This is a genomic window from Aquimarina aggregata (assembly GCF_001632745.1).
GTDB classification, from domain to species: domain Bacteria; phylum Bacteroidota; class Bacteroidia; order Flavobacteriales; family Flavobacteriaceae; genus Aquimarina; species Aquimarina aggregata.
This window is the reverse complement of record NZ_LQRT01000060.1, coordinates 232,028-255,629: the sequence shown is the minus strand read 5'-3', so window position 1 is coordinate 255,629 and position 23,602 is coordinate 232,028. Positions and strand designations below refer to the sequence as shown.

Below are 23,602 nucleotides of genomic sequence, written 5' to 3'. Positions count from 1 at the left end.
TCTATTTCACAACCTCTACCCATTTTCCTTGGCTACGCACTATATAGTCATTATCATACATAGCTTCACATTGGATACCCGGTAAGTAATATTTACCTAAATAAGATGCATTTAATAAAATAGTCATCGTTTTACTTTCTTTAGGTTTTAAATTAAAATAGAAATTAACTCGATCATCTCGTATATCAGTATGGGTAACTTTATTCGCTTTAAATGATCCAAAATCTGTAAAACGGGTGTTTACTACTTCCCATCCGGAGGGGAAAATTTCGGTTAAAGCAATATCCTTTACTTTACTATTAGACGTATTGGTAATGGTTACTTCTGCTACAAAATCTGTTCCTTGACTTAGTTGTTTAACCTCAATAATTTTACCTTCTCTTGTTTTATAATCGACAATAGCCTTAAAATTATTCTGAATAATTTTTTCTTTTCCAACAGGTAATATCCCATTAGTAGCAAGTTGAACAAAAACAGTATTGTCTTTTTTATTTTTTAATACTAAAGTGTTATTCTTTTGCAATATTACGTCACCAGAGGTTGCTATCGTTTTATTAGTCTTGGCATTAGTTGATTTACCATTTAAACTGTATGTTACATTTATTCCTTTTCCTCCAACATATGATGCATATTTAGCCATTGCTAATAATGCATATGAAGTAGTTTGGGTACTCATCCAACTCTTGGATGATAATTCTTTAGCTAGATCTACTGCTATTTTTTGTGCGTTAGCCTTTTGATCTAATGCGACTAAGGTTTCTAATGCCATTGCACGGTTGCGATTCGTAGATCCATATGTATAGTAGTAATATCTCCTAGGTTCAAAATGTATCGTAGCGCCATTAAGCAGCTCTTTTGCGGCTGTTTCTTGTCCTACTAATCCATAAGCTATAGCTAACCTTAATTTAGCTTCATTTGAAAGCCCTGAAGTTTCTCGTAAACGATTCATTGATGCAAGGTCAGGACTATCTGCCAAAGCCAATGTATACAATCTATAAGCTTGTGCGAGATCATTACCCCCATTACGCCATCGTTTAGCTTGTTGTTGTTGATAATTAATCCAATTGCTTTTAAAGCCAATTGGTAACACATATCCTTGTTTATTTGCTTCTAATAAAAAATGACCTGCATAAGTGGTACCCCAATCATTAGGGTTACTATATCCGGGCCAATAAGACATCCCTCCATTAGGTTGAATGTATCGCTTAAGTTTATTAATTGCAGATTCTACATTTTTCTGAATTTTTTGTTGTTGATCAGATGGAAGGTCAAATATGTTTCCAAGATATAACTGAGGAAAGGCTGCAGAGGTTGTTTGTTCTACACACCCATGAGGATATCGAATTAGATATTTTAATCTACTTTCAAAATTCATTGGTGGTAATGAAGATATCTCGATTGTAGCACTATTAGTTCCAGAAATCCCAAAAGCAGCAAAGTCAACTTCTTGTTCACTATTAGGTTCTAATACAATTGAGGTTACTTCTGTTGTCATTGGGTTTGGATTGACAATATCAATTGAAACCTTGTAAGATGCTTTTTCTCCGGCTCCATTTGCTACAACTTCGATATCTGTAATTGATGCTCCTTCTAAAACTTCTATATCAAAATAAGCCATTTTTTCATCGGGCTGAGCGAATGATAACTTCTTTTGTGGTTCTCCGATAACTGTAAATCCTTTATTCGGTTTTAGGGTTACGGTTACATCTTTTACTTTATTTTCCATTGCAAAAACAGTAACTGGAATAGTAACTTTTTCACCCGGTGTAATTTTTCGTGGTATCGATGTTAATACCATTAGGGGTTTACGAACAGGAGTTGTTTTATCAACACTACCATATGCGGCATTATCTGCATCTGAAGCCACAATCATAGTTCTTACAGATCCCACGTACTTAGGTATTTTAATTTGATGCGCTCTTGTTTCTCCTTTTTTGAGTTCAAAAGGTCCTTTGTACACTACCATTGGTTTAAAACGGTTTGCTTTTTTAGCCTTACCTCCACCGGCTTCTGCATCACCTCCTATACTAAATACTTGATTTATACTTCCGCCATAGGCTCCGATTACATCATCATATATATCCCATGTTTTTACACCAAGAGCTTCTCTAGCATAAAAAGTATTCCAAGGGTCAGGAGTTTTAAATCGAGTAAGATCTAACAAACCTTCATCAACTATAGCAATAGAATATGTCATTGATTTCCCTTTTGCCTCTCCTACTTTGATTGTGATTGTCTCTTCAGGACGTAGTACATCAGGCATCGTAATTTTAGGCTGCACTTTAGTATTTGGGTCTTCTACAGAAATCGGAACTACACCGTATAATCGTATAGGCAGGTCGTTTACTGTTGAAGCATGCGGTTGCAATAACGTGATATGGATATACACATTAGGAGTATATACCTGATCAATTGGCAATTCAAATTTAGTTTCTCCTTTTTGAGGTGTAACCCATTGCGATGTTAACACTTCCGTTCCATTTTCGACAGTGACCAAAGCTCTACCTCCTTCACTAGAAGGAAAAGTAACTATGGCTTTCTCACCTACATTATAGGTGTTTTTATCTGTTGAAAACAAGAGCATTGTTGCTGCCGAAGGATCGTTTTTACGAGATTTCCCAGCCCATCCCGGCCAATCAATATACATTGTTTTTCCTGTTGCATGTCCCCCATTTGGATCCACGACTCTCACTAAATATCTCCCCCATTCTGGGTACTTTAATTCAAAATTGAAACTTGCCTTACCTTGACTATTTGTAGTTACTTTAGTCTTAAATACTTCGTTACGATATGAACTTCTGTTGTATTGTGATAAATTATCAGAACTGCTATCCCACCACCATCTCCAATGTACTTTGTACACATAAACTTCTAGGTTTTTTACTGCTTTTGGATTTCCTTTTTCATCAACAGCGACCACATCAAAATTATGCTTGGTATCGGTAAGAAGCATTCCTCGTGCTTTATCTCCTTTAGGAACATTGATTCCTACATAAGTTGAATAAGGCGAAAAATCTTTACTAATCACATCGGTACTAAAATCACCTCCATTTTCATATACCTTGGTGATAAAAGATGCTCTCAACATTCCTGCAGCTTTATTCGTAAGTTTTGATTTTAAGTTAAAACTAGCTTTTCCATCTGCAGATAACTTTCCTTTGAACACCTCTTGTTCCTCGGTATTAAATCGACGTGTTGGATCATCAAAAACATAGCCCGGAAACGTTTTAAAACTAGTCTTTTTAGAAGTAAATCTGGCATTAATATCAGATTTAAGATTTCTAGCAATAGCACCGTGTAACCAAAGTGCTTCAATATTTCCTTTTATGGTTGCGTTACTACTTAGTACTTCATCCTCAAAAGTAGTTTTTATCTTAAGTCGATTAGGTTTTATCGTTTCAATTTTTAAAGCCTTGGTAAAACTTGCTCCACCCACTTGTACTTTAGCTTGCCAATTTCCTGTAGGTGCCTCTTGAGCAGTATTCACTGCAAAATTATACACGTTATTCGTTCCTTCAGTTTTAGTATCTTGATACGTTACTTTACCATAAGGATCTCTTAATTCAAATTTTACAGGATGTCCTTGTGGTAGTTTATTTGCATTATCATTAAGCATAAATGATAAAAACAAGGTGTCTCCTGGTCTCCATACCCCGCGTTCGCCATAAATAAAACCTTTAATGCCTTTTTGAAGTCTTACTCCAGAAACATCAAACTTACTCACTGACAAAGCATTACCATCATCTAATTTTACATAGGTTTGTTGCTTACCAGACGTTGCAATTGCAAAATAAGCCGGTCGATCTGCATCAAAACCTGTCATTCCTTGCGCATCGGTAGTGGTAATACCCATTTCTTGTTGCTGATAGTTATAAAATCTCACTTTTACATTAGGAATAGGGTTGGTTGTAATAATATCATTTACCGTGACCATATACGAATGGTTAAGGCCTTTTTTGATTACAACCCCAAGATTAGACGCTAATATGTTTGCTCCTATTTTTTTATTTCTGAAATAAGAATTACTACATGGGTTATCACGTTCTTGCCAGTTATACCCATTATAACTTTCATAGTAATATTGTGAACTATCCCAAAAACTGGATGCTGACTCTTCATCGTATGTTTCTGCTAATTCTTGAATAGTTGTATCATCTGCTTTTACACCATCACATTTGTATAAAGAATGCACCTTACGATATCTAAGTTCTACACGATAGATCGCACCTGGATCTGGTGTAATCAATGTTTTTAAATCTATGGCAAAAGCGTTCCATTTGCTCAAATTTAATGAAGCATTTTCTTGAAGATTAATGAGTTTTTTAGCGACTGGTCTTGCAACGCTTCTAAGGTTATTAACTCCGTTAAGATTATTACTTTGCAAAAACTGAAGTACATTATCTTCAAAAACTTTAATCACCTGTACTTCTACTGCACGTAGATTAACAGCTTCAAAATTAAATTTTAAATTATCTGATGTTGGTAAAATCACTCCATTTTGTAAAAGCCGAACCTCTGGTTTTGGCTGTTGAAAAGATACTTTCTCTGTATAGGTATTCTTAAGTTTATAATTATCTGTACTTTGAATACCTTCAAAAACGGTTACATCTAATGTTCCCTTAAGTTCCTTTTTAGGATATACTTTTAGTACATTTCCATTCACGGTATATTTAAGTCCGTTGGCTCCTGAAATGGTGACTAAACCATTAAAATTTTGACTTTTCTTTAAGGGGTCTGAGAAATTAACTTCAACATATTGGTTATCTACATTGGCTACAGAAACACTAATCACCGAAAAATTATTTTTACCAGGAATTGACAAAACGTTTTCTCCTTGAGTATCAATCTTGAATTTTTTACCAGACCATTTAATTTCAACTTCAGAATCGTCTTCAAATCGTTGAATACTATCTATTCTAAAGCCAAATTGTCGGCTCTTATCAATGGTCTCACTAAAAGTAATATTTACATTTTTTCCTTTTTGTGAAGCTGTAATTAGTTGTTTTGCAATGTCAAATTTTAATTGATCACTAGTCGTCAATGTGCCATCTATGTACTGCCAATCTTTACTATAGGACTGTAAATTATCGGTAATAACCGAAAATTGTTGCTTTAATGTTTTTACTGTAAATACGAATTCTTCATCTAAACCTTCCTTAATATCTTCTACTAGATCTTCAAGGTCAAGAGTAAAAGTATATTGTGTATCTTCTTTAAACCCTTCATCTGGTTGAAAAGAGATCGTGCGATTATTTACAGCAATTACTTTTCCTTTGACATTTGGAGAAACCTTAAATAGGCTTTTGGGTAATTCTTGATTATCATCCCAACCATTTACTGGGGTTTGCAATACAACATATACATTATCCAACACAGAAATTACTCCCGAAGAAACATCAGAGATATAATCTCGATATTTAGTAACTTCTGAAGCATTAGCTCTGGCAATAGATTGCTCATCTTTTTTCTTACATGAAAATAGCAACGTTACACAAAGTAACGCATAGAAGATTTTTGTTAGTCGCATAAAAAGATTGGATTTTGTTGACTTTATAAATGTAAGATAATTTTTAAAGTCTTGAAGCGCACTACAAAAAATTATTCTACGATAAAATCTAACAAAGATTTTGACAATATATCTAAGCAATTTTTCAGCTCATACTTCTCTCTGATATGATATTGCTGATCCACCTTTTTTTATAAAATTTCGGGCGTAGTAATTTTGGCAAAAACTAGACTACCATATTTTTGAATCGAAATAGACTTGGTCGTCGTATTGTTATATCGATCTTCTAGTACCACATCTAATTTGTTTTTTCCTTGTTTAACAGGTACTCTTGAATAATGAATGTGCTCTGGTAAACTTTGCCAATTGCGCGTATCTGCTCCTTCTGTAATAGCATTAAATATTCCTAATAAATTTCCTGAAAGCTCATCCTTACTTTTAAGTAAATATTCTGATGTTTTTTTTGTAACCAATCTCAAAGCAACATTACCTATTTCTCTATACGTTCTATCTTTTAATGTTTTATACGCTATATTGTTGTAATTTTCTGTTAATTGAAAAGGGTATTCTACCGAATCTATCTGAATACTAGCTTTACGAAATAGTGCTTGGCGACTTACATACTTTGGAAAAGCTACGCGAAAGATATCCAGACCCACATCATCAGAATAATCTATCGGAAGAGGAATTGTGAGATCTAATTCTTCATTAAAGACAGAGAAAAAACCAATATCGCTACCTGGAACAACTGAAAATGTAAATGCGGTCTCATCCTTATAAGGTACCAAGCCATTTTCCCAAAAAACAACAGCTTCTCTTGTTTCTTCTTCTTTTCTTTGGTAAGAAATGCCTAATAGATCTTCATATCGTTCAATTTCACTATAAAAGCCCATAAAATCGGCAGTTCGAAAAAAATCTTCTTTTAACTGGTTTGGAATTGCAACGCCAAAATAATTACCCCCGTTTTGGAGATATAAATCAATAGCATTGCGATATGCTATGAATGCATTATTTTGATCTCCAGAAGATTCATATAACAATCCTTGAAGTGTTAATGCAAAAGTATCATTTACATATCTGTTTTTCTTTCCCTCTGGATATTTTTGATTTAGATATTGTAGTTGTAAAGTAATTCTTTTGGCTTCTACAAGGGCTTCGTCAATGTCCTTAAGAAAGAGATAATTTAATGCTTTATAGTAGTGTATCGCTACTTTTTCAAAATCTTCGCCTTTATAAAATTGACGTTCAGGATTTGTAAGCACTCCTAGTATTTTACCCCCAACATCTCTTTTGTTTTCCTCGATTAGTGCATCGGCTTTATTAAAAAACTCATTACTACGGAGATAATTATCATCTAAATATGCTATTTTTCCTTTTTCCATATAAAACAACAATTCATTTCTTTTTTTCTTTAAAAATGAATTTTGATCAACGGTTTTCAATGCTCCGCTATAATCATTTTGTTGAATTTTTTGTTGAAATGCATCGCTTTTACCCCTATATGTGCTGCAACTCATCAAAACAAAAATCAAGCTAAAAGCGATATACTTAAAATCTATTTGGATATTCATAATTGTCTTTGGTTTAAATAACTCTCCTTGGACCTTCATGATTTTTTAAGATCATGCTCCCACCAAATAAAAGTCAAGAAGAGTTAATAGCTTACAACAATAGTACTTTTTAGTTTTTTACAAATTTCTTAATCTTCTTATCTCCAATCCATACTTTTTCGTTAGACTGAATATCGATTAATTCTAAATCAACCTGGTAATACACTACTTTGTCACGCTTATGCGCATCTACAATAGAATTAATATTACCTTGGATGATATAATCTGCGCCTGTTTCAAGTCCAAATTTTTTCATGGTTGTTACCGATGCATTATTTTGTTGATCTGCCCGTTCACCGCGCAATTCTTCTCTCATTTTTCCTCCTTGTACTACTTTTGCTCTTTGTGTATTTAACAATGATTTCTCGATATCTTTTACAAATGTTTCACTTTCGATATGTTCATGACTTTTATTTCTGATTAAGCCTACTATAACCACTGGTTTTTTTCCTTTTTTTATTGTATGATCTGATGCCCAATTAGCGTTTACAATCTGATTACTTAAGTCTTCTGCTGTAAATCTAGAGTCACTATCGTTCCATCTTCCACTTACCTCTATTGTGCTATCTGTAGCAACTCTGGTAATCTGTCTTGAACATGACATGGAGATCATTATGATAATTAAGAAAAGTGCTTTGTATTTTACTCGTATTGTTTTCATCTGATATTATTGTTTTTTTATGATTTATTTCTTGGGTATTTTTTAATTAATGTTGACAGTTTTTTTACCAAAAACAAGTACTCCATAGTGCTACTTCTAAAACTCCTAGGCCTATAGCAACAGGTACTGACAGATCGTTAGAATAATTGTAACCATATCCATTAACCCCATAAGCGTTGAAATAATATGGATCATAACCATATGCATATGTTGGGTTTTGGGCTCTTGCAAGAGCTCTTTCATGACGTCTTAATCGCCTTTGGGCTCTTCGTTCTCGTTTTTCTTCGATAGGATCTCTTGCTGTATAGGTTTCTTGTAGTGTGGTTCCTTGTTGTAACGTATATGAACTGCGAATTGAATCGTATTTTTTCAAGGACACTTCATAATTTGGATTTTGAAGCCCTAAAAGATCTTTAGATTCTTGTGCCTTTAGCATCCCCTGATAACCAAAAAATACTACTAGTATAATTATAATGTTTTTCATTGAATTAAATTTTTATTGATCTACTATTTCCCATTTGTGATAACATTAGTATCATTTGTTATCCTAAAACAAACAAGGTGCGTATTACCCTACTTTATTTTAAATAACTAACAAAAAATTTCTAGAGATTGCATAAAAAAAGAAGCTCTTAATTATCATTAAGAGCTTCTCGAAAGACTATATTAATGGCTCTATTTACAATTGTAAATAAGCACATTCTAGTATCATATTAAATTAAAACCACATTGGTCTTATAAAAGGATAGAAACGTTGTATATATTATTAAATGTTATGGCTACTCTTCTTCGTTGTATATTCCAACAATCAGTTCTCCTTCTGCATTCATAGTTGCGCGATACATTCCGGCAGTATTAAACTCCATAGATACATTGCCTTTATTATCGATCGCTATGATACCCCCTGTACCGCCTAACTTCGTTAATTTTTTCTGAATCACTTCGTGCGTTGCTTCTTGTAACGACAATCCTTTATATTCTATCATCGCAGAAACATCGTAAGCAACCATACCCCGAATGAAGTATTCTCCCCAACCTGTACTAGATACTGCGCAAGTAGCATTATTTGCATAGGTTCCTGCTCCGATAATTGGTGAGTCTCCTATACGATTCCATTTTTTATTGGTCATTCCTCCTGTAGAAGTACCTGCAGCCAAATTACCATTCTTATCTAAAGCTACGCAACCTACTGTTCCAAATTTTGAATCTTTAATTAATGGATCATAAAATGCCGTAGTTTTATTTGCTTCTTTACTTTTTAATTTCTCTTTTACCTGTTTTAAGGCTTTCATTCTATGTTCTGTATAAAAATATGATGGATCCACAAGTTCTATATTTTGTTCTTTGGCAAACGCTTCTGCCCCTTTACCAGATAATAAGACATGAGGAGAGTTAAGCATGACTTCTTTTGCAAGGTTAATTGGATTTTTTACTGTTTTTACTCCTGCTACTGCACCAGCGTTTAGCGTATTTCCATCCATAATAGAGGCATCTAATTCATTTACACCTTCGTTTGTAAAAACAGCACCCTTTCCTGAATTAAACAATGGTGAATCTTCGAGGATATTAATTGTTTTTTCTACAGCTTCTAAACTCGTTCCTCCATTTTTTAAAATTGTATGACCAACACGAATTGCTTCTGTGAGTTTAGCTCTAAATTCGGCCTCTTTTTCTGGAGTCATATTTTTTTTCAAAATGGTACCTGCACCCCCATGAATAACAATTCCAAACGTATCTTGAGCGTCAGTAACAATTGTTTTGGGGGTATCTACTTTTGCTATTTTTGTAGTTTCTTTATGTTGTTGTTTACATGCTATAAAAAAAACAAAGCTTAAGGCTATTAGGACTCTATTCATTTCAAAAATAATTTAAAGAGGTTTGTGTTTACTATAATCTACTAAAGCTATTCTTCCTTGGAAGAATCTAAAAGTTAAATGTATTACATTTCCACCGTTATCTTCTAAGCTTATAGATTTATTTAACTCAAACTCATAAGGTTGCTGCTTTCCTCCTTCGATAGCAATATTATCGGCATATAGCTCAAATCCTTTAGTTTGTTTTAATAAAGGTTCTAATTTACCAGAAATAGCAGGTATTTGTCCTGATTTATTGATAATAGCAGATCCCGAACTATTATTTTTTTCTACAGTCACTGCAATATCCTCTTTAGGATTAACTTCTTTAAAAAGCACTGCTGGATATTCTGGATGCGAAATTAAAACAGTATATACTTTTCGAGTTCTAATAATAAAATGCGCCAATCCTTTTTCATCTGTTATCCCTTCTAAATATGTAGAGTTATCCGCAACTAATACCACATTGGCATTTTTGATATTAACTCCTTTTTCGTCAGAAACTTTTAATGAAAATATAAACGGTTTTGCACTAACCATGGTAGAGAGTTTCGACCATTTTTTTCTAAAAAAAGTTTGATCTTTAGTTACTTTCTTTTGGATCAAGGTGGCTAATTCCTCTGGTGTTTTATCTTTCAGATCAATATAACCTACTGTTTTAAGAATTCCGGGAATCTCTGTATCATCGAACCTTGCAGGTAAAATATATTCGCGACTTTCTTGAAACGCTCTGGCTTGCATCGAAACTCTCTCATGATTTGTCCATAATTTCTGATTATAAAAACCTGAGATAAACATAACTGTATACCTTGCTTTACTTTGGTAAATCTCTGATAAATGTTCATACAAGTTCTTTCCCCATAGATTTGCCTCTTCAAACAAATCATAGAACACTTTAATGCCTTTTATTCTCAGGCTATTTGCAACTTCTTCAACATACGCCCGATTCTCTCCTGCAAAGGAAAGCGCAACATCATACTCATAGCTATTATTTTTCATCATTGCTTATTTTTCTTTTTCAACCAAAAAACTTAATTGACTTTATTTATAGCGCCAATTTTCATACCAATTTTAGACATATCACAATCGTCATAAATCGTTTATGATATCTGTATTTCTTCTCTGTAAAAAATTAACAAGAGCTATCGACTATTCTGATAAAAATGCATACTTATACTAGTAAAAACTAGATCAGAGTATAGTCTTGATTCATCATCTGGTTGGTATAGTACAAAATTAACTTCTTTATTTGGAAATATTCCATTTTTTATAGGAAATATTCCAACAAAAGTTTTACTTTTAAACCGTAAAAAAACCGTACTCATGAAACCAGAAAACCGCATCAAAGGCAGGGGAGCACAGGAAAAAGTGCAAAATAAGTTCTTTATTCACAATCATGAGTTGCGCGATGATTTCTTAAATTATTGCCAAAACGAAGGAGAGCAAATCGACAAGTATAAGACAACTTTTATTGAAACGTTTCCAAAAACAATTATCAATAAAGTAACAAGTCCAGATGTGGGTATGGCATACTCTCTTAATCCATATCAAGGTTGTGAACACGGATGTGTATATTGTTATGCTCGTAATTCTCACGAATATTGGGGTTATGGTGCAGGCCTAGATTTTGAAACTAAAATTTTGGTTAAAAAAAATGCTCCCGAACTATTAGAAAAGAAAATACGAAACAAAAACTGGAAAGCCTACCCCATTTCTTTATCCGGAAATACTGACTGTTATCAACCCATAGAAAACAAACTAGCTATAACGCGAGAACTGCTTAAAGTGTTTCTGAAATATCGACACCCCGTCGGAATTATAACCAAAAATGCACTCATCCAACGAGATATGGATATTCTTTCAGAACTAGCTAGTTATGATTTAGTTTCAGTATATCTTTCTATCACTTCACTACAAGAAGAGACTAGACGAATTCTAGAACCCAGAACGTCAAGTATTAAAAAACGCTTGGAAACCTTAGAGAAATTAAATGGATTGGGGATCCCTACAAATGTTATGATGGCTCCTATTATTCCTTCTATTAACAGTCATGAAATTCTACCTCTGGCTAAAGCTATTTCAGAACGAGGAGCAAAAAGCATTGGATATACTATTGTTAGGCTTAATGGAGCAATCGGAGGGATTTTTACTAAATGGCTAGAAACTGCTTTTCCTGATCGCAAGGATAAGATTTTACATCAGATCATGCAATGTCATAATGGTAACTTAAATGATAGCGTATTTGGCAGAAGAATGAAAGGAAGTGGTCAAATGGCTGATCAGATTCATCAACTTTTTGCTTTAGCCAAAAAAAAGTATTTCCCAAAACCAGAAAAACAGTATTTAAATTGTGATTTACATGAAAACTATAAAAACAATCAACTTAAACTATTCTAACTGTACTTAATTCTACTTTATACAAGTAAAAAATATTTAAGTTTATAAAAAAGTTGAATATTACAAGTACTATTATTAAAAAAATTAATATCCCAATACTCCTGTTTAGCAAAAAATTGTAATTTTGGGTCACCAATTTAAACCGTCAAAACACAATCCCATACTAACTAATCATCAAAGCTCTTAAAATGAAAAAATCCCCAAATCATTTCCGAAGTTCGTCTTCCCTTTTTTTAAAGAAAACACTATTTCTAGTATCAAAGCATAGCTATACTACTTTGAAATAATCCTATTTTAGAAATAAGAACAAAAAAATACAGCAAAACAGCTGTAAATCAATCATTTCAAAAAAATTTATAACCTATTAATATAAGGATTATACAATCCTTGTATCGACTATATGTTATTCTAGATTACCCTAAAATCTTCTATGTACTAGGGTATTATCCGGATGATACATTGGGTTGTTTTATAATACGTCCAACATAGTAAACCAATAACTTAATATATTCATTTAAACCCCTTAAAACCCAAACTTTATGAAACGTATTTTTACATTTCTCGTCATGTTGTTTATGACAACGCCTTTTTTTGCCCAATCCCATAACCTTAAACCTAAACAACAAATTGCTACAGCCAAGCGCTTAGGAAAACCTTTTAAAGATGTTTCTTTATTTAGCCTGAAAAAAGGAAAATCTAATGTCCCCCTTCCTAAAGAACTTAAGGAATACTCTATTTTATCCTTGCAATCATCTGTCATGAAAAATTTTAAGTCATCTGCTCCAGAGGCTATGAATCTTTTATTACCAGGACAAAAATCATCAATGCTTTTAGAATTAGTAAAAGTAGAAATTGCAACAGATGATTTTTCGATTGTAGAAATGCCATCAGGAAGAATTATTCAACCCAGTAAAAATATCGCGCACTATCGCGGAATTGTTAAAAACAGTCCTAATTCTATTGCTGCTCTTACCATTGTAGATGGTGAAGTATCTGGAATTATAAGTTTAGATGATCAGATAGGTAATTTGGTACTTGGCAAATTAAGTAAAAGCCAAGATCATATTCTTTATGAGGATAAGGATATTAGTCACCTTAATGATTTTGTCTGTCAAACCGAAGATATTCACGCTAAAGGAATCGAAAAAAACGATTTTTCAAAAGAAGCTCCTGCTGCTAACCAAGTTAAGTGTCCTGAAATATTTTTTGATATCGGTAATGATGTCGTTAGAGATAAAGGAGGTAGTCAAGCAGCTAGTAATTTTGTTCAAGCTATGTTTAATCAAGTAGCGATATTATATGCTAATGATGGCGTAAAAATAAAACTTTCTGGTATTAAAGCTTGGACATCGACTACTCCATTTAATGGTTTAGATAATTTTCGTAGTTATAGAAATCGAAATGGATTTAATGGTGACCTCGCACATTTTGTAACCTACAATTACTCGGGTGGTGTTGCTTGGGTGAACGCTCTTTGTGGTTCCTACAGATACGGTTTATCAGGTATAAATCGTAATTATCAAAATGTTCCTAGATACTCTTGGAATATATCCACAATTGCTCATGAATTAGGTCATAATTTTGGATCAAGTCACACGCATTCTTGTTCTTGGAATGGTAATAATACTGCAATCGATGGCTGCTATAATACCGAAGGAGGCTGTGGTCGTCCAGGAATACCTTCTGGAGGAGGAACTATTATGAGTTACTGTCATTTAACCAGTGCTGGAACAAACTTAAGAAAAGGGTTTGGATCGCAACCCCGAAACGTAATTCAGAGATCAATCAGGAGAGCAAGTTGTGTAGGTACTTGTTCCGACGGTGGTGATGGCGGTGGTGACGGTGACGAAGTAAACTGTGTCGGGATTGATGAGTGGTCCGGTAATGTAAACTATACAGCAGGAGATAAAGTAACTTACAGAGGTAGACTATTTGAAAGAACAGCAAATAATGGCTGGAATGATCTAGGAGAGTGTAGTTCTGATCCATGTTCTAGAGCTGTACAATGGACAGCAAACACAACATATTCTCCTGGTGACGTTGTTATTTATCAAGGCAATGTATGGCTAAGAACAGCAGATAATGATTGGGAAGCCGTACAATGTAATAATAATAACATCGATCCATGTGCCACTGTAGCCCCATGGGCAGAAGGTATTAATTATGGTGCCGGTGATCAAGTTGTATTTGAAGGCAAAGTATTTGAATGGTCAGGAACCCAATGGATTGAAATAGCCACTTGTGCTGGTACTCCTGCATCTTCACCTAGGAATGCAGATGTATTAAAAGCAAAAAGTTCTAACATTATACTATACCCTAATCCAGCTAAGGATTTTATCACATTAGAAATAGAAAATGTTAATGGTAAGCATACAAGTATTATTATTAAAAATATGCAGGGTACCAATATTTTCACAAAAACCATCAATAAGACCTCTCCTCGTAGAAGTGTAAAAGAAACTCTAGATATTCAATCGTTGAATAGCGGAATTTACTTTATACAAATAATCAACGGTGATACAATTAGCACTAAAAAGATAAATATCAAATAAACTCTTATTGTAAATTTTTAGAAAGGGTATGTAGTACAACGCATACCCTTTTAACCATCTTATAAAATAAAACCAATGACACAACTCAAAAAAATATCTCCTTTTTACTGGAGATTAGTTCTAGTGCTTTTCTTTTTAATCAATCCGATGAATTATCAAGGTTCTGCACAAGAATTATTTCAGATGATGCAAAATCAAAATGACTATAGTGTAAAAAAACTAGAACGTTTAGGAACTAAGTATTATAAAAACCGTGAAAAAGGTAAAGGAAGTGGATATAAGTTATACATGAGAAATTTGTACTGGGCTAAACGAAATGCCGACGCAAATGGTCGTGTTATAAGTGCCAGTCAAGTTGTAAGTGAATCCGAAAAATTTCAGAAATCCTGGAACAAAAACAGTAGTCCTACTTCAAAAATTGTACAAAGAAGTAGTAATTGGAAAGAATTAGGTCCTTTCAACTGGTCACGAACTTCAAGTTGGACTCCGGGACTAGGAAGAGTTACAGCTATTGCTGTAGAGCCTTCACAACAAAAGATTATCTATGCCGGTTCTCCAGGAGGAGGTATTTGGAAATCTATTGATGCTGGTAACAGTTGGAAACCGCTAGGAGATCAGATGGCTAATATGTCTATTTGGTCAATAGCAATAGATCCCAATAGTACCAACACCGTATACCTAGGAAACTCTGCGGGTCAAATTATGAGATCTACAAATGGAGGTACTTCATGGACGCAAATATACAGAGTTAGTGGTACCCCCAGAAGAATTCTTATTCACCCAAGCGATAACAGAATTTTTATCGGGACATCAAGAGCACTTTATCGATCAACCAATGGCGGGAGTTCTTTTAGTTCAGTACTAAATTCTCCTGCAGAAGATGTTGAATTTAAACCTGGAAACACAAGTATAGTTTATGCCTGCGGAAACAGTTTTTATCGATCAACAAATGGCGGGCGTTCTTTTAGCCGAATAACTAGTGGAATTTCTGCCACTGAACGTATGAAAATGGCAGTAACTCCGGCCAACCCAAATGCCATTTACCTAGTTCAAAAAAGAGGAAGTAGTTTTGGGTATTTGTATCGATCTCTAGATGGTGGTAGCAATTTTACACAACGTGCGAACTATAATAGCATATCTACTAATCAGGTATATTTTACACAAGCCTCTAGAGATATGGCCATAACAGTATCCGACTCCAATGCAAACGAAGTTTATTTGGGAGGAATGGATTTCTCAAGATCTACAAATGGTGGTACTAGCTTCTCCAAACTAGCTACATGGAGTTCTCCAGAAGATAGATCTTATGTTCATGCCGATATCGAAGTAATGCAATACATCAACGGTACTTTGTATGTTGGTAGTGATGGTGGGATATTTAGAAGTGTTAACCGCGGAAATAATGTGACCGATTTATCACAAGGAGGATTAGGTATCAAACAATACTATCGTATTGGTAATTCGGCAACAGATGCAAATATGATTGTAGGAGGTTCACAAGATAACGGAACCAATATAATGTATGGATCATCTCGGCAATTTAAAGAATGGTTAGGTGCAGATGGTATGGAATGTTTTATCGACCATAAAAATAAAAATGTAATATACGGTACAGTACAGTTTGGTTCGTTGTACAAAAGTACAAACGGAGGTAATAGTATTGGAAGTATTAGCAAACCTGGTAATTTTAGTGGAGAATGGGTAACTCCTTTTATGATGGACCCTATTAACAATAAAAAGATTTATGTAGGATACAGAGATCTATATCGAAGTAATAATGGTGGTAGCAGAGGCAGCTGGAGTAATTTAACAAGTAACATCAATCTTGGTGGTAATCTTGATGAAATGGCAATCGCAAAATCAAACAACAACTACATATATATTGCTCAAGAGGGTCGAGTATGGAGAACCAAAAATGGACAAAATAATAATCCAACCTGGACCGAAGTAAGTAATTTTAGAGGCAATGTAAATTTTATCGCCGTAGACCCAAATAATCCTGAGCGAGTGGCAATTGCTGCCACTGGATCCAGAGTGTACCTATCTATAAATGCCGGAAATACCTGGGTGAATATTAAAAGAAATCTACCTAACATATCTGCACAATGTTTGGTTTTTGATGACACCTCTGCCAATGGTTTATATGTGGGAATGCAATCTGGTGTATACTACATAAATGATGCACTTAACAATTGGACTCCTTTTTCAACAAATTTACCCAACGTTCAAACAAGTGATCTAGAAATTCATTATGCTACTCGAAAAATTCGAGTCGGTACTTATGGACGTGGTATTTGGGAGTCTGATCTTTTTGATGGGAATATTGATACCGAAGAAATAAATCCACCTAGTGATTTAGTTTCAGAAGTAAATCAAAAAGACGTAACCCTAACTTGGAAAGACAATTCTACTAACGAAAATGGCTTTACTATCGAGAGAACAACAGGTAGTACTTATGAAAGAATAGGTTTTGTAGAAACAGGTGTAGTTACTTATACTGATAAAAACTTATCCAACAATACTTATACGTATCGTGTTAGAGCTTATGACAATGATAGTTACTCAAATTACTCTAATACCACTAAAGCAGTCGTGGGAGACACTGATACTTATGATGTTAATGCACCAAGTGATTTAGTTTCAGAAGTAAATCAAAAAGATGTTATTCTAACCTGGAAAGACAATTCTACTAACGAAAATGGCTTTACAATCGAAAGAACAACAGGTAGTACTTATGAACGAATAAGCTTTGTCGGCACCGGTATAGTAACCTATACAGACAAAAATGTAGCTAATGGTTCTTATACCTATCGCGTTAGAGCATATGATAGTGACAGTTACTCTGACTACTCTAATACCGTTACTGCGGTTATAGAAAATATTAATATTATTGACAATTGTGAGGGTTGCGTTGTTTACGAAACTAATAGTGAAGAGACCACAAACGAAGACCATTCAAAAGAAAAAGCCGCAGATGGCGACCCCAATACATACTGGCACTCTAACTGGTATGACGATGGTGCATCACATCCTCATTATATCTCTATAGATCTTGGAGAACAAAAAGATTTGGTTGGCTTTTCTTACCAAGGTAGACAAACAGGTACAACAGGTATGGTAAAGGATTATATTTTATTTGGATGGGACGGTAATAATTGGCAACAATTAGCCACGGGTGCATTTCAAAAATCCACACTCAAACAGACTGTAGAGTTCGATAAATTTAAATGCCGATACATATACTTTAGAGCGCTATCTGAAGTAGATGATAAACGATGGGCGTCTGTTGCCGAATTTACAGTAAGATATACCCCTGGCCAAACTAATCCTGAAGCTCTTAACGCACCAATTCAAAATCCTGTTCCTCCGACTGTTGATCTTACAGATTTTGACGGTATCAAAGTATTTCCTATTCCTTTTGGAAATGAATTGATGATCAAAGGTGTTTCCTCAAAAAAAGCAGCACGTTCCATTCAGTTAATTGGCACAAATGGTAAGCTTCAAAGAACAAAGACTTCTTTAAATGGGGATTTGATAACTCTAGACACGCATCAATTGCTCAAAGGGTTTTATATTTTGCGTATAGAGCAAAATGGAACTGAAAAAAACATAAAGATTTTCAAAAAATAAAGAATACAACAAAGAAAAGATATGTTTTTTAAGTGCAATTTATGAATCTATGAGTTGAGTTTAAAGGTACTTGTTAGGTTTATGGCCTAAAACACTTAAAATACTAATTTTGATATTGCAATCAGTACTATCTGAAAGTAGCTAAAAGTTATTGCCCAATATGCACATATTGGGCAATTGCTTTTTTTATTAAATAAGGTTTATTTGTTAAATTTTAGTCACTTACAAATTTATGTAAGAAATATTGCAGATTTATTCCTAATGAAAATGCACTTATTTATTAAATTAACGTTAATTCAGTCTTAATATACAGTTAACTTTTACTGTACTGTTTTTAGTTTTGTATCTTAATTTTCTTTCGAATTTTTGTTCTGTTTCAAAATTCTCTTTTTTGTTCAGCCCCTTTGTTTCCAATAACGCAACAGTGTTGCATTACTGAATGTTAAGGGATATTTCCTCTTATTTAGTGGCACACGAACTACACGCAACCCTTTTCTTGTTACGCTTTTGCCGTATTTCATTATTAAAATTAATCTCTACTTTTGAATAATTGACTTGAAATAACTCAACGCTTTAATTTAATTTTAAACTCAAATATTTAACACAAAAATCAAGTAACAATGAAAACTAAATTGAAAATTTTAAGTATCGTAACCGTTTCATCTTTCTTCTTTTATAGTTGTGAAAAAGATTCAAATGAGCTTACTGATATAGAAACAGGGGTAGAAATTACTGATACTACTATAGGGGCAGATCAAGCAATACCTGGAGAGTATATTGTAATTTACAAAGAGGATAAGTCTCTATCTGGTAAAAGTGCTGGAATGAAAGCTAAATCCTTACAAACGTTATCAAAATATGCTATAGGAGAGGATAACATAAAACAAACCTACAGTGATGCTATTCAAGGATTTGCAGTTAAGAATTTAACTCTAAAACAAGCAGAAATGCTTAAAAATGATTCTGAAGTAGCTTTTATAGAACCAAATTATATTCATAAATTGGATGTAGATATGGGTAAACCTGTAAGTACGCTTCCTGCAACAGTACAAGGAAAAGATGCTACTAAAGATACTCCACTTCCTAACGGAGATTTTTTACCTTGGGGTATAGAAAGAGTAGGAAGAGCTAATGGTAGTGGTAGAACTTGCTGGATTATCGATAGTGGTATCGCTCCACATAGTGATCTAAATATTAATACTGGTAGAAGTAGAAGTTTTGTAGGCGGATCATGGCAAGATCAAAACGGACACGGAACTCATGTAGCAGGAACCGTTGCTGCAAAAAATAATGGATCTGGAGTTGTAGGTGTAGCTTTTGGAGCTACTGTTGTTTCTGTTAGAGTATTAAATGCTGCAGGAAGTGGTGCTACATCTGGTATTCTTTCTGGAGTAGATTATGTAGCTCGTAATGCAGGAAATGGAGATACTTGGAACTATAGCGTAGGATTTCGTAATAGATCTACTTCACAAGCCATTGATAATGCCTTTAGAAATCTTGAAAGAAGAGCGATCGGAGCTATGGCAGCAGGAAATAGCAATGATGATACGCAATTTTATTCTCCTCAAAGATTACAAACAAGTAGAATTTGGAATGTTGGTAACATGACTCGTTCTGGGGCTGCTGCAGGATCTTCAAACTTTGGAAGAAGTGTAGATCGTTGGGCTCCTGGTACTGCTGTATGGTCTACTTGGTTAAACGGTCAATTTAATAGAATCTCTGGTACATCTATGGCATCTCCACACGTAGCTGGTATTTTATTACTAAGAGGTAATAGTACTGGAACAAATGGATCTGTTAGAAAAGGAGGATACACTGCTCCTATTGCTACTGTAAATTAAATAAACAATCCAATATATGTTTTGAATTTGTTAGAGGCTGGGGTTAAACCCAGTCTCTTTTTTTTGTGGTAGAACGATAAGATCATCCGATTTTTATTTCTCTAATTCTTTGATAAAGTACGATGGATAAATCCCTGTGTTTTTATAAAATGCTTTTGAGAACGCTTCTGCATTATTAAAACCAATTTCTTGTGCTATTGCTTTTATAGTATATTTTCTAAACATTCTATCTTTTTGCAATCTATCGATCACAAAGTCAATACGCAAATCATTAATATACGTACTAAATGTCTTTTCTTTAAACGTATTAATCACTTTAGAGAGATAGCTAGAATTAGATCCAAAACTTTTGGCTAAGTCCTTAGCATTAAGAGTTGCTTTTAAAAACCCTTTATTCTCTTCAAACTTTTGCAATTGATCTAGTAAATTATTTACAGTTTCTTTATTAAGCGTAGAACCACTTGACTGTTTACTAGCATCATCTTTTTTAGCCGTCTTATCTCGTAATTGTATGAATCGTTTTTTAAATAGTCGTTGTCGATAGTTGTAATAGATCACTCCAAACAAACTTAACCCCAAAAGCAACGATATAATAATGTTTTTTGAATATATACTCTTATTTTCAGCCTCTAAAGCTGTTATAACTTTTTGTTTTTCTTGCAGCAGTTGTGGGGTATCGAATTCTTTATTAATCTTTTCAGATAAATCTTTGTAGTTATTATTTATCGTACTATCAATGAGGATTAGCCTTTCCAAATATTTCAATTGATTATTCTTGTCATCGTTCTCTTTAAAATGATTTATCAAAATTTCGTAACCATCTCTAGTTTCTGGCATTACTTCAGAAATTTTTTGGACAATACTATCAGCTTTTATGAATTCTTTTATTCCTTTACTTTTAAAGTTTAGTGAAGTCAAAGTTTTCCCTAAATAATAGTGAGCAATAGATAGATTTGCAAGATCATTATTCTCATAAAGTTGATCCATTGATTTTTTCAAGCTGTCCTTTGCAACACTATATTCACCTAATTGATATTGAGTAACCCCTTCATTTAAAGTAAAATACACAGCCATATTAGCCTCTTTCAAATTAAAAGACTCCTTAAAACCATATTGATTCATTATTGACGCAGAATCCAGTAATTTATTCCTACGATAAGAATCTGAAAGAGCAAAAATAGTTTCTAAATATTCCGATGGATAATTTTCTTTTTCTTTCAAAAAGAAGTTATAACTTTCTTTTAAAATCCTTAGGGCCATTTTATTTTTCCCTAGTCTACTTTTTAAGATACCTATCCCATTCTTTGATGTAGATAAGAGATAAAAGTTTTGATACTTCTCCGATTCTTTTTGTAATTCAAAAAAATTATCTAAAGCTTTAGTAAAGTTACCCTTATCATAATAGAATATCGCTTTACTTAGATATACCAAAGAGGGATAATCTTTTGAATGATATCGTTCATTATCTAAGATATTAATAATACTATCACTGTATTTTAAGGATAAGTCCGAACTATTAAGGACACTATGAAAATAATATCCATTCATTATTTTCATAGTGTCAGCATCTTTTTTAGCCAACTCGAGATATTTATTTGCTTGAATTACAGCAATCGAAGAATCTGTTAAGTTACTATAAAATTGATCCACTAATTCATCATATGTTTTACTTTTCAAAGAATCAGGCGCTACAAAAGACTGCCCATATCCAGTAAGGGAAATAAAAAAAAGAAAAAAGATGAATTTATGATACTGTTTTAACTGCATAGCCAATACTTTTTAACGCAGATCAAAAGTATTTAAATAGAGGCCTTTTAGGCATACAAAAACCTAAAAATACCCGAAACAATGCACTGATTTTATAAAAAACAGGTCATTTTACAATTCATAACTCACCTTGCCACTCTTTATAGAATTGGTCTAAGAAAGTTTCCATATAGGTATGGCGTTGTTGGGCGATTTTTTTACCAGTTTCAGTATTCATTCTATCTTTTAATAAAAAGAGTTTCTCGTAGAAATGATTTATGGTTGGGGCTGTAGATTTTTTATACTCCTCTTTACTCATATGCAGATTAGGAGCAATGTCAGGATCATAAAGAGCCCTGTTTTTAAAGCCTCCATAGTTAAAACATCTAGCTATCCCTATAGCACCAATGGCATCTAACCGATCGGCATCTTGTATAATATCTAATTCTGGAGAGGTGAATTTTTGTATAACGTTTCCACCTTTAAAAGAGATATTCTCGATGATGTTTACCACATGATCAATCACCTCTTTTTTAACATGCAGTCCTTCTAGAAATTCTGATGCTACTCTGGGTCCTACAGTTTCATCACCATCATGAAATTTAGAATCTGCAATATCATGTAGCAGTGCTCCCAATGCAATAATAAGGTGATCTACGTTATCTTCGCCTTTAGCAATTAGTCTAGCATTATTATATACCCTTTGTATATGAAACCAGTCATGCCCTCCTTCGGCATCTGCTAGTTTTTCTTTTACAAAATCTATGGTCTTGGATATAACTTTATCCATAGTGTTATCTACTACTTGATTAAAGCAGGTTGTACCCATTTAAATTCAAAAACATCTTCTGGGATTACTAGTCGCTCACTAATACGCTGCATTCTGGCAGGTAATTTCATTACAAAATCACGTGCTTTCTCTGCCTCATCAGTTAAATCTACCAGTTTATCGATTTCCCATTTGTCGATTAATCGTTGCATGATGTCAATATAATCTTGAGAGGTATACACTCCTAGACGTTGTGCAGCATTCGAAAATTCTTCAAAAGCAGTTCCTATAGCATCTCCCGACTCTCTAAGAAAATGAGCTGGCATAACGATTTTATGTTTCATCATATGGCTAAAGGCAACCATCATTTGGCTAGGATCGACTGCAAAAATATCTTTTACAAACTCGCTATATGCATTATAGTGGCGCATTTCGTCTCCTGCAATAATTTTACACATTTTTGCTAGAGATTTATTAGAATATTCTCTTGCTAATTTAGCAACACGACTATGAGAGATATTTGTAGCTAATTCTTGAAAACTTGTATATACAAAGTTTTTGTATGGATCTCTATCTGTACCGATATCGAAACCATCATTGATTAGGTGTTGTGTAGTACGCTCTACTTCGATCATATTCACTCGACCAGAGAGGTATAAGTATTTATTTAAGGTATCACCGTGTCTGTTTTCTTCGCTAGTCCAATATCGTACCCAACGAGACCATCCATTACCTTTTCCATCTTCATGTTGGTTTACCCCTTCTACATCCATCAACCAAGATTCGTAAGTAGGTAATGCTTCTTCTGTAATAGTATCCCCAACCAAAACTACCCAAAAATCATAAGGAAGTTCTTTTGCCAATTCTCTAAGTTCTTTAACTTCTTCAAAAAAAGTGTCCTCATTTTGAGAATCTGGTAAAAAATCTGTTGGCTGCCATACCTTGTCTATTGGGATCAAAAACTTATCGATATATGATTCGATTTTTTTCTCCAATAACTGCATTACTTCTAATCTAATATTATCTATAGCCATGAT

General features: G+C 33.8%; 13 protein-coding genes. 4 read left to right on the top strand and 9 right to left on the bottom strand.

Annotated features, from left to right (window positions below; genetic code table 11):
• Position 1: 1 nt before the first annotated feature.
• The 6 genes from AWE51_RS25675 to AWE51_RS25650 form a co-directional block, all read right to left on the bottom strand.
• A complete protein-coding gene (locus AWE51_RS25675; protein ID WP_066320204.1) occupies positions 2–5,527 on the bottom strand; it encodes an alpha-2-macroglobulin family protein in 5,526 nt (1,841 codons plus the stop codon).
• Positions 5,528–5,697: 170 nt separating this feature from the next.
• Positions 5,698–7,077 carry a COG3014 family protein gene (locus AWE51_RS25670; RefSeq protein ID WP_066320383.1) on the bottom strand — a complete coding sequence of 460 codons (1,380 nt, stop codon included), beginning with the start codon at positions 7,075–7,077 and terminating at the stop codon, positions 5,698–5,700.
• Positions 7,078–7,186: 109 nt separating this feature from the next.
• On the bottom strand, positions 7,187–7,777 hold the full coding sequence (locus tag AWE51_RS25665; protein WP_066320200.1) for a penicillin-binding protein activator LpoB: 591 nt from the start codon (positions 7,775–7,777) through the stop codon (positions 7,187–7,189).
• A 64-nt stretch (positions 7,778–7,841) separates the two neighbouring features.
• Positions 7,842–8,261: a hypothetical protein gene (locus tag AWE51_RS25660; protein ID WP_066320194.1), complete on the bottom strand. Its 420-nt coding sequence runs from the start codon at positions 8,259–8,261 to the stop codon at positions 7,842–7,844.
• Positions 8,262–8,556: 295 nt separating this feature from the next.
• Positions 8,557–9,633, bottom strand: coding sequence for an isoaspartyl peptidase/L-asparaginase family protein (locus tag AWE51_RS25655; protein ID WP_066320192.1), 1,077 nt, complete (start codon positions 9,631–9,633; stop codon positions 8,557–8,559).
• Between the two features lie 12 nt (positions 9,634–9,645).
• Positions 9,646–10,629, bottom strand: coding sequence for a toll/interleukin-1 receptor domain-containing protein (locus AWE51_RS25650; RefSeq protein ID WP_066320190.1), 984 nt, complete (start codon positions 10,627–10,629; stop codon positions 9,646–9,648).
• 324 nt (positions 10,630–10,953) lie between these two features.
• Between AWE51_RS25650 and AWE51_RS25645 the strand changes: the two genes are divergently transcribed.
• From AWE51_RS25645 to AWE51_RS25630, 4 genes are all read left to right on the top strand, one after another.
• Positions 10,954–12,027: a PA0069 family radical SAM protein gene (locus tag AWE51_RS25645; RefSeq protein ID WP_066320187.1), complete on the top strand. Its 1,074-nt coding sequence runs from the start codon at positions 10,954–10,956 to the stop codon at positions 12,025–12,027.
• 539 nt (positions 12,028–12,566) lie between these two features.
• Positions 12,567–14,579: a M12 family metallo-peptidase gene (locus AWE51_RS25640; RefSeq protein WP_082832622.1), complete on the top strand. Its 2,013-nt coding sequence runs from the start codon at positions 12,567–12,569 to the stop codon at positions 14,577–14,579.
• 75 nt (positions 14,580–14,654) lie between these two features.
• Complete coding sequence (locus AWE51_RS25635; RefSeq protein WP_066320181.1) at positions 14,655–18,209, top strand: VPS10 domain-containing protein; 3,555 nt, start codon at positions 14,655–14,657, stop codon at positions 18,207–18,209.
• Positions 18,210–18,829: 620 nt separating this feature from the next.
• A complete protein-coding gene (locus AWE51_RS25630; protein ID WP_066320178.1) occupies positions 18,830–20,050 on the top strand; it encodes a S8 family serine peptidase in 1,221 nt (406 codons plus the stop codon).
• Between the two features lie 93 nt (positions 20,051–20,143).
• Here the strand turns inward: AWE51_RS25630 and AWE51_RS25625 are convergent, their stop codons facing one another.
• The 3 genes from AWE51_RS25625 to AWE51_RS25615 form a co-directional block, all read right to left on the bottom strand.
• Entirely contained in the window at positions 20,144–21,817 is a 1,674-nt protein-coding gene (locus tag AWE51_RS25625) for a helix-turn-helix domain-containing protein (protein ID WP_066320175.1), read from the bottom strand.
• A gap of 118 nt (positions 21,818–21,935) precedes the next feature.
• A complete protein-coding gene (locus AWE51_RS25620; protein WP_066320173.1) occupies positions 21,936–22,586 on the bottom strand; it encodes an HD domain-containing protein in 651 nt (216 codons plus the stop codon).
• Between the two features lie 11 nt (positions 22,587–22,597).
• A complete protein-coding gene (locus AWE51_RS25615) occupies positions 22,598–23,599 on the bottom strand; it encodes an acyl-ACP desaturase (RefSeq protein ID WP_066320171.1) in 1,002 nt (333 codons plus the stop codon).
• Between the last annotated feature and the right edge of the window lie 3 nt (positions 23,600–23,602).